Source organism: Streptacidiphilus sp. MAP12-20 (assembly GCF_041262525.1).
Taxonomy (GTDB): domain Bacteria; phylum Actinomycetota; class Actinomycetes; order Streptomycetales; family Streptomycetaceae; genus Streptacidiphilus.
The window spans coordinates 75005-93798 of sequence record NZ_JBGCCK010000014.1 but is presented as its reverse complement, the minus strand read 5'-3'; the positions used below and the strand labels follow the sequence as shown (position 1 = coordinate 93798).

The following is an 18794-nucleotide window of genomic DNA, read 5'->3' as shown; positions in this document are numbered from 1 at the left end:
GGGCCGATGCCCATCGATACCGCAACCGTGCACGCGGAGTTCGCCCGTCGAGCCGCACAGAATCCGCATAGCGTCGCGCTGATATCCGGCACGCGGCAGATCGATTACCGGGACCTCGACGCCTACGCCAACCGGATCGCGAACGCTCTCGTCGCCCAGGGGGTGCGCCGCGGCGACCGCGTCGCGGTGCACGTCCCCCGCAGCATCGAGATGGTCGCGGCCTGGCTGGGCGTGCTCAAGGCGGGCGCCGCCTACGTGCCCGTCGACCCGGCCTTCCCGGACGAGCGGGTGGCCCGCCTGCTGGCCGAGGCGGCGCCGCGGGCCGTGCTGACCCCGGCGGACCTCGCCGGCGCGCTGGTCCGTGACGCCGCGACGGTCGCGCCGACGGTCCGCTCGGGCCCGGACGACGCCGCCTGCGTCATGTTCACCTCCGGCTCGACCGGCAGCCCGAAGGGCGTCGTCGGCGACCACCGCTCGATCCTGCGGACCTTCCGCGGGCAGGACTTCCAGGAGTTCGGGCCGGACCAGGTCCACCTGCAGAGCGCTCCGGTCTCCTGGGACGCGTGCGCACTGGAGCTGTACGGCGCGCTGCTGCACGGCGCGACGTGCGTGCTGCAGCCGGGCCAGAGCCCGGAACCCGCTCTGATCGCACGGCTCGTGACGCGGCATCGGATCACCAGCGCGTTCTTCTCGGCCGGACTGCTCGCGCTGCTGGTGGACCTGCACCCGGAGGTGTTCGGCACCCTGCGTCAGGTGCTCACCGGCGGGGACGTGCCCGTGCTCGCCCAACTGCACAAGCTGCGGCGTGAGTTCCCGCAGCTCCGGATCGTCAACGGCTACGGCCCGGTCGAGAGCATGGTGTTCGCGACGCACCACGAGATGACGGCGGCCGACCTGGCGTCGGCGACGCTGCCGATCGGCGTGCCGCTGGCGGAGACGGCGGTCCACCTGCTGGACGAGAGGCTGCGGCCGGTCCCTGACGGCGAGCCCGGTGAGGTGTACCTCGGCGGGTCCGGGCTCGCCCAGGGCTATCTCGGGCAGCCCGCGCTGACCGCGACCCGGTTCGTGGCCTGCGACGGCGGGCGGATGTACCGCACCGGCGACCTTGCCGCGCTGCGCGACGGGGTGTACGAGTTCCTCGGCCGCGCCGACGACCAGGTGAAGATCCGCGGCTTCCGCGTCGAGCCGGCCGAGGTCGAGGCGGTGATCGCGGATCACGTCGACGTGAACGCCGTGAAGGTCGTGGCGCGCGGCGACGCGCGGGGCGACAAGCGGCTCGTCGCCTACCTCGTCCCCGCCGAGGTCAGCGCCGGGGTCGACCTCGCGGACGTCCGCGCCCACTGCCGCAGCCGGCTGCCCGACCACCTGGTCCCCTCCGCGTTCGTGCCCCTGGACGCGCTGCCGCTCACCCCGAACGGCAAGGTCGACCGGTCCGCACTCCCGGAGCCGGACTTCGACGGAGCCGCGCGCTACCGGCCGCCGGTCACCGGGGCCGAGCGGACGCTCTGCGCCCTGTACGCCGACGTCCTTGGCCGCGCCCGGGTCGGCGTCGACGACGACTTCTTCCAGTGCGGCGGCCACTCGCTGCTCGCCGCCCGACTGATCAACCGGATCCGCACCGCCTTCGGCGCGGAGCTGACCCACCGCGACCTGTTCGCCGCTCCGACCGTCGCCGTCCTGGCCGGCCGCCTGGGCACCACCCGCCGAGACCGGCCGGTGCTGCGCCATCACCTTCGGACCCAAGGAGATCCCATGGTCCCCCTGTCTTTCGCGCAGCAGCGGCTCTGGTTCCTGAGCCGCCTGGAGCACAGCCCGGCCTACAACGTGCCGGTCGCCGTGGGCCTGCACGGCCACCTCGACCGGGACGCCCTGCGCGGCGCGCTCCGTGACGTCGTCGAGCGCCACGAGGCGCTGCGCACGATCTTCCCCGAGCGCGAAGGAGAGCCGTACCAGGAGGTAGTCGCGGACTGCGAGCCGGTCTGGTTGGAGGCGGAGTGTGCGCCCGACGAGGTGGACGCGTTCGTCCGCGACGCGTCGCGCCATCTCTTCGACCTCACCACCGAGCTGCCAGTGCGGACCACGCTGCTGCGCAGCGCCCCCGACCAGCATGTGCTGCTGGTCGTCATGCATCACATCGTCTCCGACGGCTGGTCGATGAGCCCGCTGCTGCGCGATATCGCCACCGCCTACCAGGCCCGCACGAGCGGGACCGCGCCGGCCTGGGAGCCGCTGCCGGTGCAGTACGCGGACTACACGATCTGGCAGCGCGAGCTGCTCGGCGAGGCAGACGACCCGGAGGGCCTGGCCGCCCGGCAGCTGGAGTACTGGTCCAAGGCACTCGACGCGCTGCCCGACGAGCTGACCGTCACCCCCGACCGGGCGCGTCCGGCCGTGCCGTCCTATCAGGGCGCGGCCGTCGGCCTCGAGTTCGACGTGGCGACCCACCAGGCCCTGCTCGACCTGGCGCAGCGCGAGCAGGTCACCCTCTTCATGATCCTGCAGGCCGCGCTGGCGGCGGTGCTGAGCCGGCTCGGCGCCGGGTCCGACATCGTCTTCGGGTCGCCGGTGGCGGGCCGGGTCGACGACGCGCTCGAGGACCTGGTCGGATTCTTCGTCAACACCGTCGTGCTGCGCACCAACACCTCGGGCGACCCCAGCTTCCGGGAGCTGCTCGACCGGGTCCGCGAGACCGACCTGGCCGCCTATGCCCACCAGGACCTGCCGTTCGAACGCGTAGTCGAGGCACTCAACCCGAACCGCTCGCTGGCCAGGCACCCGCTGTTCCAGATCATGCTGGTGCTGCAGAACAACGACGAGGCGGTGCTGAGGCTGCCCGATCTGGAGGTCACCAGCCGGCTCGCGGACACCGGCTCGGCGAAGTTCGACCTGACCGTCGCCTTCGCGGAGGTGCGCAACCCGCGCGGCGAGATCGCCGGGATCCAGGGCTCCTTCGAGTACGCGACCGACCTGTACGACCCGCGCACGATCGAGCTCCTGGCCCGCTGCACGGACCGCGTGGTGCGGGCGATGGTCGCAGACCCGGCCGCCGCCCTGCACACCGTGGACCTGCTGACGGCCGCCGAGCGCTCGCTCCTCGTGGACGACTGGAGCGGGGCCGGCGCGCCGGTCACCGCCGACGCCACCGTGCACGGGACCTTCGCCGCGCAGGCAGCCGCGACCCCCGGCGCGATCGCGCTGATCGACGGCCCGGCGCAGCTGACCTACGCCGAGCTCGACGCCCGCGCGAACCGGCTCGCCCGCCACCTGCTGGACCAGGGCGTCGGACGCGGAGACCTGCTCGGCGTCTACCTCGGCCGCGGCACGGACCTGATCGTCGCGGTGCTCGCCACGGCCAAGGCCGGCGCGGCGTACACGCTGCTCGACACCAAGTACCCCGTCGAGCGCCTCGCGGCCGTCGTCGACGACGCCGGGGTCGCCACCGTGCTCAGCCGCCCGGCCGAGATGGCGGCCTGGACCGCGCCCGGGCGCCGGACCTGGATCGACGTCACCGACCCTGCGGTGGCCGAGCAGTCGCCCGCCGCGCCCGACGTGCCGGTCAGTCCGGCCGACGCCGTCTGCGTGATGTTCACCTCCGGCTCCACCGGCCGCCCGAAGGGCGTCGTCTCCTCGCACCGGTCGATGGTGGCCACCTTCCTCGGCCAGGAGTACGTGACGAGCGGCCCCGGCGACGTCGTGCTGCAGTGCTCGCCGGTGTCCTGGGACGCGTTCGCGCTGGAGCTGTTCACGGCGCTGTTCTTCGGCGGGACCTGCGTGCTGCAGCCGGGCCAGACGCCGGAGCCCGCGGTCATCGCGGACCTGATCGAGCGGCACCGGGTGAGTACCGTGCACGTGTCGGCGAGCCTGCTCAACTTCCTCGTCGACGAGTACCCGCACGTGTTCGCCGGGGTGCGCCAGGTGATGACCGGGGGCGAGGCCGCCTCGGTCGCGCACCTGACCAAGCTGCTCGAACTGCGTCCGGACCTGCGCCTGGTCAACGGGTACTCGCCGGTGGAGAGCATGATCTTCACGGTCTTCCACCCGGTGACCCGCGCCGACTGCGACGGCCGCTCCATACCCGTGGGCAGGCCGCTGCACGGCAAGCGCGTCTACGTGCTCGACGACCGGCTCGACCCCGCGCCCGTCGGGGTCGTCGGTGAGCTCTACATGGCCGGAGTCGGCCTGGCGGACGGCTACCTGGGCCAGTCCGGACTGACCGCCTCCCGCTTCGTGGCCGACCCCTTCGGCCCCGGCCGCCTGTACCGGACCGGCGACCTGGTCCGCTGGCGTGCGGACGGGGTGCTGGAGTTCTGCGGCCGGGCCGACGACCAGGTGAAGATCCGCGGCTTCCGGGTCGAGCCGGGCGAGGTGGAGACCGCCATCGGCCGCCACGACGGGGTCCGGCAGGTCGCGGTGGTCGTGCGCGAGGACACGCCGGGGGACAAGCGCCTGGTGGCCTACGTCGTGCCCGAGGCCGGTCGGGGCTTGGATCTGGCGATGCTGCGGCACTCGCTGGCCGGGACGCTGCCCGACTACATGGTCCCCACCGCCTTCGTCGCGCTCGACGCGCTGCCCATCACGCCCAACGGCAAGCTGGACCGCAAGGCGCTGCCGGTGCCGGCCATCACGGCCTCGGAGACCAGCCGCCGCCCGCGCGACCAGCGCGAGGAGACCCTGTGCCGGCTGTACTCGGAGATCCTGGGCGTGCCGGGGGTGGGCATCGATGACGACTTCTTCGCCCTGGGCGGCCACTCGCTGCTGGTGACCAGGCTGATCAGCAAGGTCCGCACGGCGTTCGGCGTCGAGCTGAGCATCCAGGCCGTGTTCGGCGCCCGCACGGTCGCCCGCCTGGTGGAGGAGTTCGAGACCGCCGGTAAGGCCCGGCCGGCCCTGAAGGCGCGTGCGCGATGACCGGTCCCGAGGTCGCGGCCGCGACGATCCCCCTCTCCTACGCCCAGCGGCGGCTGTGGTTCCTGCACCAGCTGGAACCGAGCACCGCCTACAACGTCGCGTTCACCCTGCGGGCCCGCGGCGAGGTCGATGCCGGCGTGCTCCGGCAGGCGCTGGCCGACGTGGTACGCCGGCACGAGATCCTGCGGACCGTCTACCGGGTCGTGGACGGCGAGCCGCACCAGCACGTGCTGGAGGACGCCACGCCGGAGCTCTCCGTGGTGGACGCCATCGACGCCGGGCACGTCTTCGACCTCGCCGCCGAGATCCCGATCCGCGCCCAGCTGTGCCGCGTAGCCGCCGACGAGTACCACGTCGGCCTGATCCTGCATCACATCGCCGCCGACGGCTCGTCCCTCGGCCCGCTGGTCAGCGACCTGGGCACCGCCTACGCGGCCCGCGTCGCCGGCCGGACGCCCGGCTTCGAACCGCTGCCGGTGCAGTACGCGGACTACACGCTGTGGCAGCAGGAGGTGCTGGGAGAGGAGAGCGACCCGGAGAGCCTGGTGTCGCGTCAGCTCGACCACTGGCGCGGGACGCTGGCCGGCACGGTGGAGGAACTGCCGCTGCCGTTCGACCGCACGCGTCCGGCTGAGCCGTCGGAGCGCGGCGCGCTGTCCTCGGTGATCCTCGACCCGGAGCTGCACGCCGAGCTGGTCGCGTTCGCCGCCCGGCAGGAGGCGACCCTGTTCATGGTGGTCCAGGCGGCGCTGACCGCGTTGCTCACCCGGTTCGGCGCGGGCACGGACATCCCCCTGGGCACGGCCGTGGCCGGGCGCGACGACGAGGCGCTGGAGGAGCTGGTCGGCTTCTTCGTCAACACCGTCGTGCTGCGCACCGACACCTCGGGGGACCCCACCTTCGCCGAGCTGATCGAGCGGATCAAGCAGGTCGACCTGGCGGCGTTCGCGCACCAGGCCCTGCCCTTCGAGCGGATCGTGGAGGCCGTCAACCCGCCACGGTCGCCTTCACGGCACCCGCTCTTCCAGGTCATGTACGCCCTGCAGAGCCAGGCCGTGCAGTGCCTCGACGGGCCTTCGGCCGAGGCGTCCGGCGTCGTGCTGGAACCCGTGCCGGTGCCGGCGACCGCCGCGAAGTTCGACCTGACCGTGGCGGTGTCGGAGCTCCGCACCGCTGCGGGCGACTACGACGGCATGGTCCTGTCGTTCGAGTACGCCACCGACCTCTTCGACGAGTCGACGATCGCGCGGATGCTCGGCTGCTTCGTGACGGTGCTGCGGGCGATGACGCAGGATCCGCGACGCCGGCTGTCCGCGGACGAGCTCCTGGACCCGGCCGAGCGGCGCGTCCTGCTGGACGAGTGGAGCGGCGCCGCCCGTCCCGCGACCAGCGACCTGCCGATCCACCAGGTCTTCGAGGCCCAGGTGGCGTGCAGCCCGGACGCGCTGGCGCTGGTCGCGGGGCCGACCACGGTCAGCTACCGCGAGCTGGACCGCCGCGCGAACCAGGTGGCGCACGCGCTGCTGGCCGACGGCGTCCGACGCGGCGAGGTCGTCGGCGTCTGCCTCGAACGCGGCGTCGCGCTGGTGGCGGCGTTGCTCGGGGTCCTCAAGGCCGGTGCCGCCTACACCGTCCTGGACACCGCTCACCCCCTGGACCGGCTCCGCGCCGCCGTCGACGGCGCCGGCATCCGCCGGGTCATCGGCTGGGACGCCGAGCTGCCCCCCGGCGAGGACACGCCACCGGCGGTGGCGGTCGGCGCGGACGACGCGGCCTGCGTCATGTTCACCTCGGGCTCGACCGGCCGGCCGAAGGCCGTCCTGGCCTCGCACGGCAGCATGACCGCCACCCTGCTCGGGCAGGAGTTCGTGGCCTTCGGCCCGGGCAGCCCGGGCGAGGTGGTGCTGCAGTGCGCCCCGGTCTCCTGGGACGCGTTCGCGCTGGAACTGTTCGGGGCGCTGCTCTTCGGCGCCACCTGCGTGCTGCACCCCGGCCAGGTGCCCGAGCCGGCGGTTGTCGAGGAGCTCGTCGCCGCGCACGGGGTGACCACCCTGCACGCCTCGGCCAGCCTGCTCAACTACCTCATCGACGAGCATCCGAGGGTCTTCGACACCGTGCGCCAGGTGATGACCGGCGGCGAGGCCGCGTCCGTCGCGCACCTGACCAGGCTGCTGACGGCCCATCCGGAGCTGCGGATCGTCAACGGCTACTCGCCGGTGGAGAGCATGATCTTCACCGTCTTCCACGCGGTGACCCGCGCCGACTGCGAGGGCCCTTCCATCCCGGTCGGCCGACCCCTGCACGGCAAGCGGGTCCACGTGCTCGACGCGTACCTCGCACCGGTCCCAATCGGTGTCATCGGCGAGCTCTACATGGCGGGCGCGGGGCTGGCCCGCGGGTATCTGGGCCAGTCCGGGCTGACCGCGTCGCGTTTCGTGGCCGACCCGTTCGGCCGACCGGGCAGCCGGATGTACCGGACCGGCGACCTGGTGCGCTGGCGTGCGGACGGGGTGCTGGAGTTCTGCGGCCGGGCCGACGACCAGGTGAAGATCCGCGGTTTCCGGATCGAGCCTGCCGAGGTCGAGACGGTCATCGGCCGCCACCCCGGAGTGGAGCAGGCCGCGGTCGTCGCTCGCGAGGGCCGGCTCGTCGCCTACCTGGTGGGCGCCGCCGACCCGGCCGAGGTCCGCGCCCACGTCCGCCAGGGACTGCCGGACTACATGGTGCCGCAGGCCTTCGTGGTACTGGACGCGCTGCCGATCACGGCGAACGGCAAACTCGACCGCCGGGCCCTGCCGGAGCCGGAGATCACGGCCGCCGGGCGCGGGCCCCGCAATCCGCGCGAGGAGATCCTCTGCGATCTGTTCGGCGACGTGCTCGGGGTGGCGGGGGTCGGCATCGACGACGACTTCTTCGCGCTCGGCGGGCACTCGCTGCTCGCCGCCCGCCTGATCGGCCGGGCCCGGGAGCGGCTGGACCGGGACCTCACCGTGAAGGCGCTGTTCACCCACCCCACGCCGGGCGCGCTCGCCGCCCATCTGGAGAGCCTGCAGGGCGTCACCCGGGCGCCGCTCACGGCCCGCGCGCAGCGCCCGGAACCGCTGCCCCTGTCGCCCGCGCAGCACCGGCTCTGGTTCCTGCACCACACGCAGCCGGACACCGCGTACAACGTCGCCTTCACCCTCCCGCTGCCCACCGTCGACGTGCCCGCCCTCGAAGCCGCGCTCGGGGACCTGGTGCAGCGGCACGAGATCCTGCGCACGGTCTATCCGCTGGTCGATGGCGAGCCCGTGCAGCGCGTGCTCGACGGGGTGCGGCCGGAACTGACGTCGGTCCAGGACTTCGACGCCGGCCATGTCTTCGACCTGGCCACCGAGATCCCGATCCGCGCCCAGCTGGACGGCGACGGGCGGCTCGGGCTGCTGCTGCACCACATCGCGGCGGACGGCTGGTCGTTGCGGCCCTTGCTGCGCGACCTCACCACCGCGTACACGGCCCGGCTCGCCGGTCGGGCGCCCGCCTTCCCCGCGCTGCCCGTCCAGTACGCCGACTACGCGCTGTGGCAGCGGGACGAGCTCGACGCGGCGGGGCTCTCCTGGTGGGCCGAGGACCTGGCGGACCTGCCGGCCGAGCTCGAGCTGCCCGCCGACCGGCCGCGCCCCGCCGAGCGCGACGGTCGCGGCGACACCGTCACCGTGTCCCTGGACGCGCGGCAGCACGCCGAACTGCTCCGGCTGACCCGGGCGGAGCAGGTGACCCTCTTCATGTCCCTGCAGGCGCTCACCGCCGCCACCCTGGGCCAGGTGTGCGGCTCCGACGATGTCCCGCTGGGCACCCCGGTCGCGGGCCGCGGCGATCCGGCGCTGGACGAGCTGGTCGGCTTCTTCGTCAACACCCTGGTGCTGCGCACGGACCTCTCCGGTGACCCGTCCTTCCGCGACCTGCTGCGACGGGTCCGCACCCGGATGATCGACGCCTATGCGCACCAGGAGGTCCCGTTCGAGCGGGTGGTGGAGCACCTCAACCCGCCCCGCGTCCTGGGCCGCCACCCGCTGTTCCAGGCCATGATCGCCCTGCACGACGCGACGACCGGCGGGAACGGCGGCAATGGGGATGACGGGGATGACGGCGCCGGGGCGGCGTCGGTCCACGCGCTCGCCAACGACCAGGTCAAGTTCGACCTGAGCATCGACTTCATCGAACGCCGCGACGAGGACGGCGCGCCGGCGGGCCTCGACGTCTACCTGGAGTACGCGACCGACATGTTCGACCGGGCCTCGGTCGAGCAGCTTGGCGCGCGGCTGACCCGGTTCGCGGCGTCCGTGCTGGCCGATCCTGAGGCGCGGGTCCACGGCGTCGACCTCTACGCTCCGGACGAGCCGCGCCATCTGCAGGGCGAGGCCGTCGAGTTCCCCGAGACGACCCTTGCGCACCTGGTCCAGGCCCGGGTCGCGGCGACGCCGGACGCGACCGCCGTGATCGCCGAAGGCGTACGCCTGAGCTACGCCGAACTCGACGCTGCCGCACGGGCGGTGGCCGGGCGGCTCGCCGTGCGGGGCGCGGGCCCGGAGCGCATCGTCGCCCTCTCCCTGCCACGCAGCGCGGAGCTGGTCGTGGCGATGCTGGGGACGCTCTACGCGGGTGCCGCGTACCTGGCCCTGGACCCGGACTATCCCCCCGAGCGGCTCGCGTTCATGATCGCCGACGCGGAACCGGCGTGCGTCCTCACCACCGAGGACCTCGCGTCGCCGGACCTCGCGACGACGGCGGTGCCGACGACGACCGCGCCGCTGACGGCGGCCGGGCCCGACGATCCGGCCTACGTGATGTACACCTCGGGCTCGACCGGCCTGCCGAAGGGCGTCGTGACGACGCATCGGGCGATCGTGAACCAGCTGCTGTGGCGGCAGGCCCACTACGGGCTGACCCCGGCGGACCGGATGGTGCACAAGTCGCCGGCCGCATTCGACGTGTCCCTGCTGGAGATCTTCTGGCCGTTGACCGCAGGGGCCACGATCGTCGTGGCGAAGCCCGGCGGCCACCGCGATCCGGCCTACCTCGCGGCGCTCTACCGCGAACACGCGGTGACGGTCTCCGAGTTCGTGCCCGCCCTGCTCGACGCGTTCCTGCGCGAGCCCCGCGAGCCCGAAGCGGCACACCACGACACGCTGCGCCTGGCGTTCTGCGGCGGCGAGGCGCTCTCCCCGCAGCTCGCCCGCCGCTTCCGGGACCGGTACGGCGTCGCGCTGCACAACGCGTACGGGCCGACCGAGGCGGCGGTCGACGTGACCCAGTTCGCCTGGGCCGGGCAGCCGGGGGCCATGCCGATCGGGCGGCCGCACGCGAACACCGCCGCCTACGTGCTGGACGCCCGGCTGCGGCCGGTGCCCCCGGGATCTGTCGGCGAGCTCTACCTCGCGGGCCCCCAGCTGGCGCGCGGCTACCACCGGCGGCAGGCGCTCACCGCGACCCGGTTCGTCGCCGACCCGTTCGGCCGCCCTGGCAGCCGGATGTACCGCACCGGAGACCTGGTGCAACGGCGGCGGGACGGCGAACTGACCTACCTGGCCCGCACCGACGCCCAGATCAAGATCCGCGGGGTCCGCATCGAGCCCGGTGAGATCGAGGCCCGACTGGCCCAGTGCCCGGGGGTCGAGGCGGCGGTCGTCGTCGTCCGCGACGAGCGTCTGGTGGCCTACACGCAAGGGTCGGCGTCCGTCGACGCCCTCCGCGACCACCTGACGGAGCGGCTGCCGGCCCACCTGGTGCCGCAGCTCTACGTGCCGATCGACGCCGTCCCGCTGACGCCGTCGGGCAAGGTCGACCTCGCGGCTCTCCCGGCTCCGTCGGCTCCGGCGAGCCGGGCCCCGAGGACGCCGCAGGAGCAGCTGCTGTGCGACGCCTTCGCCGAACTGCTGGGCTGCGAAGCCGAGGTGGGCGCGGATGACAACTTCTTCGCCCTCGGCGGGCACTCGCTGCTCGCCGTGCGCCTGGTCAACCGCGTCCGCGAAGCGCTGGGCGCCGAGCTGGAGGTGCGGGACGTCTTCCGCACTCCGACGCCGGCCGGGCTGGCCGGGGAGCTGCACCGGTCCGGCGGCCGGGCGCGGCCACGGCCGGGCGGGCGCGCCGTACCCGCGCGGCTGCCCCTCGCCCACGCGCAGCAGCGGCTCTGGTTCCTGCACCAGATCGAGCCGAGCGCGACCTACACGATGGCGACGGCGTTGCGGCTGCGCGGCGCCTGGCGCCCGGAGGAACTGCGGGCGGCGCTGCTGGACCTGGTGACCCGGCAGGACGCGCTGCGCACCGTCTACCCGGAGGTGGACGGACAGCCGGTCCAGGTGATCCGCGAACCGGCCGACGCGGCGCCGGTGTGGATCGAGGCGGAGGTCACCCCCGACGAGCTGCCCGCCCGGCTGGAGGAGGCGGCCGGGCACGTCTACGACCTCGCGAACGACACGCCCCTGCGCGCCCACGCCCTCGCGCTCGCCCCGGACGACCACGTCCTGGTCCTGGTGATGCACCACATCGCGGCCGACGGCTGGTCCATGGGACCGCTCCTGGCCGATCTCGCGACCGCGTACGCCGCACGGCTGGACGGACTCGCGCCGGAAGCGGAACCGCTCGCGGTCCGCTACGCCGACTACACGCTCTGGCAGCACGAGATGCTGGGCGACCCGGCCGACCCCGAGTCGCTGTTCGGGACGCAGCTGGCCTACTGGCGCGAGCACCTCGCCGAGCTGCCGGACCAGCTCGACCTGCCGACCGACCGGCCGCGCCCCGCGACGCCCAGCCACGCCGGCGACACCGTCGAGGTCGTCCTTCCGGCCGCCCTGCACGCGAGCCTGACGACGTTGGCCCGCAGTCACCAGGTCACCCTGTACATGCTGCTGCAGGCGGCGGTGGCGGCGCTGCTCACCCGGCTCGGCGCGGGGACGGACATCCCGCTCGGGTCCGTGGTGGCCGGCCGCACCGACGCGGAGCTCGACGACCTCGTCGGGTTCTTCGTCAACACGCTCGTGCTGCGGACCGACACCTCCGGCGACCCGGCCTTCGCGGACCTGCTCGCCCGTGTCCGGGAGACGGACCTCGCGGCGCTGTCGCACCAGGACCTGCCGTTCGACCAGCTGGTCGAGTCGCTCAACCCGGTCCGGTCACTGGCCAGGCACCCGCTCTTCCAGGTCATGCTGGTGCTGCAGAACCTCGGCGGGGGCACGTTCGAACTGCCTGGGTTCGAGACGGACTTCGAGAAGATCGGCTCCGGCGGGGCGAAGTTCGACCTGACCATGGTCTTCTCGGAGGCCGAGGGCTGCGGCGGCATCCACGCCTCCTTCGAGTACGCGAAGGACCTCTTCGACCGGGACACGATTGTCTCCTTCGCCGAGCGGCTGACCCGGGTGCTGGAGGCCGTGTGCGCCGACCCGGAACTGCGGCTCGGCGAGATCGACCTGCTCACCGAGCAGGAGCGGGCACGCGTGCTGCGCGACTGGCAGGGCGAGCGGGTGCCGTTCGACACGAGCCGGACCGTCTGCGACCTCGTCGCGGCGCAGGATCCGGCGGCGGTCGCCGTCGGATCGATGACCTTCGGCGAGCTCGACCGACGGGCCGACCGGGTGGCGCGGGCCCTGGCGGTGCGGCCGTCCACCGTGGTCGGCGTGTGCGTCGAGCGCGGGCCGGAGATGGTCGTGGCGATGCTGGGCGTGCTGAAGGCGGGCGCGGCCTACGCCCCGCTCGATCCGGCGTATCCACGGGACCGGCTGGCGTTCCTCGTCGAGGACACGGCGATGCCGGTGATCGTGACCACCCGGGCCCAGGCCGCGCTGCTGCCGCCGTGCGGGGCCGAGATCATCTGCCTCGACGACATCGACGCCGCCGAGGACGCCGAACAGTTGTCGGCGACGCCACTGCCGGGGCCCGACCCCGACGGCGTCGCCTACGTCGTGCACACCTCCGGCTCGACGGGCACGCCGAAGGGCGTCGTCGTCCGGCACCGCGCCCTCAGCGACATGTGCCAGGACCACATCCGTCGCTACGGGATCACCCCCGCAGACCGGACCAGCCAGGTCGCGGCGCAGGGGTTCGACGCGGCGGTGTGGGAGATCTGGCCCTACCTGTGCGCGGGCGCCTCCGTGCACCTGCCGGACCAGCAGACGCTCGACGACGCCGACGCGCTGCTGGACTGGATCATCGCGACCCGACTGACCACCTGCTTCCTGCCCACCCCGCGCCTGGAACTGCTGCTCGACGACCCCCGGTTGGGACAGGGCTCGCTGCGGTGGCTGTTCACGGCCGGCGACGTGCTGCGCCGCACCCCGGCCGTGGCAACTCCGTTCACGCTGATGAACCTCTACGGCCCGACCGAGTTCACCGTGGTCGCCTCGGCCGCGGCGGTAGCGGCCGGTGGCCGGGATCTGCCGCCGATCGGTCGGCCGGTCGCCAACGCGGATCTGCTCGTGCTCGACGACGCCCTGAGGCTCGCGCCCGTGGGCGTCCCCGGCGAGCTCTACCTCGCGGGCTCGGGGACGGCGGCCGGATACCTGGGCCGGTCCGGGCTCACGGCCGGCCGGTTCGTGGCGAACCCCTACGGTCCGCCGGGGCAGCGCATGTACCGGACCGGCGACGTCGTGCGGTGGCTCCCCGACGGCCAACTCGCCTTCATCGGACGCGCCGACCAGCAGGTCAAGCTCCGGGGCATCCGGATCGAGCCGGGGGAGATCGAGGCGACGATCGCCCGCCATCCGGCGGTGCGCCAGGCCGTCGTGCTGGTCCACGGCACCCGGCTCGCCGCCTACGTCGCGGCCGACAGGGCGGTCGGCGTGGCGGACGGTGGGGTCGACGGCGCGACGCTGCGTCGTTTCGTCGCCGACCGGTTGCCCGACTACCTGGTGCCCGCCGCGTTCACGATCCTCGGCGAGCTGCCGCTGACCCTCAACGGCAAACTCGACCGGGGAGCGCTGCCCGCACCGGACTGGGGTGCCACGGGGCCCGGCCGCGCGCCGCGCACCCCGGTGGAACGGCAGTTGACCGCCGTCTTCGCCGAGACGCTGGGCCTCGGGCGGGCGGAGGTGTCGATCGACGACAGCTTCTTCGACCTCGGCGGGCACTCGCTGCTGGCGACCCGGCTGATCAGCAGGGTCCGTCAGGAGACCGGGGCGACGGTGAGCATCAGGACGCTGTTCACGGCGCCCACACCGGCGCTGCTGGCCGAGCAGCTCGCGCTCGGTTCGGCGGACGGTGACCCGCTGGCGGTACTGCTGCCGCTGCGCGCCACCGGCTCCCGCATCCCCTTGTTCTGTGTCCATCCGGCCGCCGGCATCAGCTGGGTCTACTCGGGGCTGCTCCGCCACCTGGGCCCGGACCAGCCGGTCTACGGACTGCAGGCGCGCGGCTTCACCTCGCCCGCAGGCGATCTGACGATCGAGGACCTCGTCCAGGACTACCTCGCGCAGATCCGGTCGGTCCAACCGCACGGCCCGTACCGCCTGTTGGGCTGGTCGTTCGGGGGAGTGGTGGCCCACGCGCTCGCCGCCGAACTGCAGACGGCCGACGAGAGCGTCGAGCTGCTCGCCATCCTGGACGGCTACCCCGCCGCGGCCGACCGGGACGCCCTTCCGGCAGCCGCCGACGACCCGGGGACGCTGCGCGAGCTGCTGCTCTCGATCGGCATCGACGCCAACCCGGACAGCAGGCTCGAGTTCCACGACCTCGTCGCCGAACCGCTAGCCGTCCTGGGTGCGGCCGGGATCGACCGGCTCCCCGACGTCTTCGCCGGCCACGCGAACGCCATCCGCGGCTTCGACTCCGGAAAGGTCGACGGCGATGTCCTCTTCTTCCGGGCCACCGGCGACGACGGAGACCCGGGCGACCCCGCGGCCTGGCGCAGCCACGTCGGCGGCGAGATCGAGGTGCACGACGTGGCGTGTCGGCACGGCGACATGCTCCAACCTGTTCCGCTCACACAGATCGCGGCCCAACTCATCAGGAGGATGCCATGACCGAAGGCGAGACCATGATCAGGCGGTACTACGCCTACGTCGACGCGGGCGACGTGGAGGGCCTCGTCGCCCTCTTCCAGCCGGGCGCGGTGTACCGCCGTCCGGGGTACCCCGCGATGCACGGGCGCGAGGAGATCGCCGCCTTCTACCGGGCCGGCCGCAAGTTCCGCGCCGGCCGGCACGCCTTCACCGCGGTCCTCGACGCCGGCGACCGGGTCGCGGTGCACGGGGAGTTCCACGGCGAGCTGCACGACGGCGCGGAGATGGAGCTGCGCTTCGCCGACTTCTTCGAGGTCGGCCCCGACGGCCTCTTCTCGCACCGGGACACCTACTACTTCGCCCCTCTTGGTTAGGAGACCAGTCATGACCGCAATCGCGACGACCGAAGCGTCCCTCCGTCCCAGCAAGTACCTGGAGAACCCGGGCCATGGCGACGCGTTCACCGACCACCTCGTCACCGCCCGCTGGACGGCGGGCACCGGCTGGTCGGCCCCGACCCTGGGCCCGCTGACCAACCTGTCGATCCACCCGGGCATGATCGGCCTGCACTACGCCCAGGTGGTCTTCGAAGGACTGAAGGCCTTCGTCCAGCAGGACGGATCGATCGCGGCTTTCCGGCCGCGCGACAACGCCGCCCGGTTCGCCAGGTCGGCCGCCCGGCTGGCCATGCCGGAGGTGCCGCAGGAGATGTTCCTGCGCGCGGTCGAGGACGTGGTCCGGGCCGACGCCGACTGGCTGCACGACAACCCGACGCACACGCTGTACCTGCGGCCCCTGCTCTACGCGAGCGAGACGCAGCTGATGCTGCGCGCGTCCAACGAGTACACCTTCCTGATGATGGCCTTCCTTGCCGGCGGGTTCTTCGGGGACCAGGTGCAGCCGGTCTCGGTGCACGTCAGCCGGGAGTTCACCCGGGCCGTCCCCGGCGGCACCGGAAACGTCAAGTGCGCGGCCAATTACGGCCCTTCGCTGCTGGCCCAGCAGCAGGCGCAGGCGGCCGGCTGCCAGCAGGTCGTCTGGTTGGACGCGGCCGAGCACCGCTTCGTCGAGGAGATGGGCGGGATGAACCTGTTCTTCGTCCGCGACGGCCGCCTGGTCACCCCCGCGTTGACGGGCACCCTCCTGCCCGGCAACACGCGGGCGAGCCTGCTGACGATCGCGGGACTGGAGGGCTACCCGGTCGCCGAGGAGCGCATCACCGTCGAGGAATGGCGGGAGGGCTGCCGCTCCGGCGCCATCACCGAGACCTTCGCCTGCGGAACGGCCGCGGTGGTCACCCCGGTGGGCCGGGTGCGCGACGGCGACGACTGGTTCACCATCGGCGACGGCGGCATGGGCCCGGCCACCGCCCGGCTGCGTCAGGCACTGCTTGACGTCCAGCACGGCCGCCGCGCCGACCCGGGCGGGTGGCTGCACCGGATCTGCTGAGGCGTCCGGGCCGAGCCGTGCCGGTTCCGGAGCGGCTCGGCCCGCCTGCTTCGCGGGCGGCTCCGCGCCTACTTGATTTGTGCATGCAATGGGCGTTGAGTGGCCTACGAACGGCGCACTGCTTCGCGCCAGGGGGTGTCTGTGACGATGCGTCCGGTGTGTCCCCAAGGGCAGGTCAAGGGTGTCCTAAAGGGTGTGAGGATTCTTGAAGTAATGCGCGTACATGCCAGAGGCAATTGCGCCATGATGAGTGTCCGAACCCGTACTCACCCGGGAGCCGTCGACGTGGGCCGTCATGCCAACGAACCCCTTCCACCGCCAGCCGTGACCCGCACACATCTACGGGTGCTGTCGACCCTCCTGGCCCGTCACGCGGCCGACCTGCCCGACGAACGCCTGCTCGACGCCGACCGCCAGGACGCGGTGCGCCTGCTCGCCTGGTCCACCTCCGCCGCGGCCCTCGCCGCGGCGGCGTTGGCCGAAACCGATCCGCAGCAGGCGAGCCGTTACCGCAACCAGGTCCGCGACACGCTCGCGGAGGCGCACGCGCTGGCGTGGTATCCCGGCGGGTGAGAGCTGGGCAGTGAGTGCAGGGCAGTGAGTGCAGGGCGGGTCAGGTCTCGGTATTCGGGTGGTTGAGCTGGCCCATGGGCAGGACCGGACGGCCCCAGGTGCTCGCCATCACCTGCCCGGCGAGCAGGTAGAGCGCGCCGGCCGCGGCCAGCAGTCCGCTCCAACCGGCCACTCGGTTCCAGGTCACGCTGCCGGTGAAGCCGGAGACGGTCATCGCCACGAAGACCACGAGGACGCAGCTGAAGGTGGACAGCAGCGCCACGTGGATACGCCAGCTGGCGAGCCACAACACGAAGACCACGAACACCCACGGGAGCGTGAACACCCCGCTGGCGGCACCGCGCGCGGAGGGGTCCATGCCCGGCAGCACCCACTTCAGCATGCTGGCCTTGGCGCACCAGAACAGGCCGAACGAACCGAAGACGGTGGCGTGCCAGGTATCCCCGCGCTGCGCCTGGAAGAGCCCGGCGAGAAGCTGGGCCAGGCCACCGATGAAGAAGCCGACCGGGGCAAGGACGGGCGCCGCGCTCTCGGGCAGGACGCCCGCGTCGATCCCGGTGGCGATGAAGGTGACCACGATGAAGCCGGCCAGGCCGAGCGGTCCGAGCTGCGCCTGCGCCGTGGGCTCCATCCGGCGCACCGAGACCGCCTGGGCCCACGGGCCGATGCGGTTGTTGGCGGACAGCTGCCGGGCGGAGTTGTACTGAGCGGGCGGGGCGGTGGGGTCGGACACAATGCCTCCAGAGCGGTGCTCGGCTCCTGCACCATCCTGGTGGCCGAGCGCCCGACCGGCGACTCGAGGGTTCCGTATCGGCGCCGACCCGACCGGCCCGGCTTACCCGGCTTGCGCGGCTACAGCCCTGCGGCCCGCGTCACGGCGGTGCGGTAGAGGCGGCCGACGCGGTCTCCGAAGTACGAGCTGTAGGAGATGTCGTCGGTGTATCCGCCGGTCTCGAAGCCGCCGATCACGCCGATGACGGTGCCCTCGTCGCCGGTGGGCCCGCCCCGGCCGGGGATCAGCCACGGGCTGCCGCTCGTGCCGTCGCTGTAGCCGGTGCAGTCGATCCGCATCTGGCTGTCGCTGAAGCGGTCGACCAGATCCGAGCAGGTGATCGGTGCTTCCAGGGTGTCCGGGTAGCCGGTGATGGTGACGAGGTGGTCGAAGCCCTGGTCGACGGCGATCCGGTTCGCGCCGACGACCTGTTGCACGGAGCGGCCGTTGAGCGGCTTGAGCACGGCGAAGGCCACGTCCACCGAGGCGTCGCCGTTGGCGGTCCAGCCGGGGTCCTGGATGGTGGAGGCGATCTGCCAGACGCCGAGCGGGGCGGTGCCGTCGCGGTAGCCCGGCACGAAGACCTTGTCCTGGTCGGCGCCGCTGAGGCAGTGGGCGGCCGTGATGATCATGTTGCCCTTGGGGCTGTCCACCACGCTGGCCGTGCAGTAGTGCGTGCCGCCGAGCCCGCCGCTGAAAAGGGCGCCCACCCTGTTGTCCACGCGGTCCGCGACGGCGGTGTGCGGATTGCCGAGCTCCTGACTCGGCAACGCCGCCCCGGTGGCTCCGGCCAGCGCCAGTGCGACCAGCCACGCGACCGCGGAGACGGTGGGACGCCGCCGTGGGGGGTGCAACGCCGCCGCGCCGTGCTCGGCGGGGACGTGGTCCTGCGCGGGGACACCCTGAGGGCGGGAGAGCTCGGCGAGGTGGCGCTGAGCGGGGATCGCCTGCGTGGGTGCGGGTCGGGTCGGGATGGGCTGGGCGGGGATCGGCCGACCCGTGGGGGTCGGCCGTGCGGGGCTGCGCTGAATGGAGAACAGGGGAACCTCGCAGCGTGCAGTGGGGAGGTAGCGACATGCTGCCTTGTCGTTGCCGCTGGTCACAAGCCCCCCGGGGAAAAA

General features: G+C 72.9%; 7 protein-coding genes. 5 read left to right on the top strand and 2 right to left on the bottom strand.

The window, feature by feature from the left end; all coding sequences use genetic code 11:
* The first annotated feature begins 6 nt into the window (after positions 1-6).
* From ABIA32_RS20360 to ABIA32_RS20340, 5 genes are all read left to right on the top strand, one after another.
* Positions 7-4908, top strand: coding sequence for an amino acid adenylation domain-containing protein (locus tag ABIA32_RS20360; RefSeq protein WP_370097193.1), 4902 nt, complete (start codon positions 7-9; stop codon positions 4906-4908).
* Positions 4905-14900: an amino acid adenylation domain-containing protein gene (locus ABIA32_RS20355; RefSeq protein WP_370097191.1), complete on the top strand. Its 9996-nt coding sequence runs from the start codon at positions 4905-4907 to the stop codon at positions 14898-14900. The genes ABIA32_RS20360 and ABIA32_RS20355 overlap by 4 nt, the downstream gene beginning before the upstream one ends.
* Entirely contained in the window at positions 14897-15253 is a 357-nt protein-coding gene (locus ABIA32_RS20350) for a nuclear transport factor 2 family protein (RefSeq protein WP_370097189.1), read from the top strand. Before ABIA32_RS20355 ends, ABIA32_RS20350 begins: the two co-directional genes overlap by 4 nt.
* Positions 15254-15263: 10 nt before the next feature.
* Positions 15264-16328, top strand: a complete 1065-nt coding sequence (locus ABIA32_RS20345) for a branched-chain amino acid aminotransferase (protein WP_370097187.1) — start codon at positions 15264-15266, stop codon at positions 16326-16328.
* A gap of 324 nt (positions 16329-16652) precedes the next feature.
* A complete protein-coding gene (locus ABIA32_RS20340; RefSeq protein WP_370097184.1) occupies positions 16653-16901 on the top strand; it encodes a hypothetical protein in 249 nt (82 codons plus the stop codon).
* A gap of 40 nt (positions 16902-16941) precedes the next feature.
* Here the strand turns inward: ABIA32_RS20340 and ABIA32_RS20335 are convergent, their stop codons facing one another.
* Together ABIA32_RS20335 and ABIA32_RS20330 are read right to left on the bottom strand one after the other, a co-directional pair.
* A complete protein-coding gene (locus ABIA32_RS20335; protein WP_370097181.1) occupies positions 16942-17634 on the bottom strand; it encodes an acetate uptake transporter in 693 nt (230 codons plus the stop codon).
* A gap of 119 nt (positions 17635-17753) precedes the next feature.
* Positions 17754-18776: a serine protease gene (locus ABIA32_RS20330; protein WP_370097178.1), complete on the bottom strand. Its 1023-nt coding sequence runs from the start codon at positions 18774-18776 to the stop codon at positions 17754-17756.
* Positions 18777-18794 lie beyond the last annotated feature (18 nt).

Coding starts and splice junctions, on each gene's coding strand:
- ABIA32_RS20360 (WP_370097193.1), top strand. CDS start 7: ATGCCCATCGATACCGCAACCGTGCACGCGGAGTTCGCCCGTCGAGCC.
- ABIA32_RS20355 (WP_370097191.1), top strand. CDS start 4,905: ATGACCGGTCCCGAGGTCGCGGCCGCGACGATCCCCCTCTCCTACGCC.
- ABIA32_RS20350 (WP_370097189.1), top strand. CDS start 14,897: ATGACCGAAGGCGAGACCATGATCAGGCGGTACTACGCCTACGTCGAC.
- ABIA32_RS20345 (WP_370097187.1), top strand. CDS start 15,264: ATGACCGCAATCGCGACGACCGAAGCGTCCCTCCGTCCCAGCAAGTAC.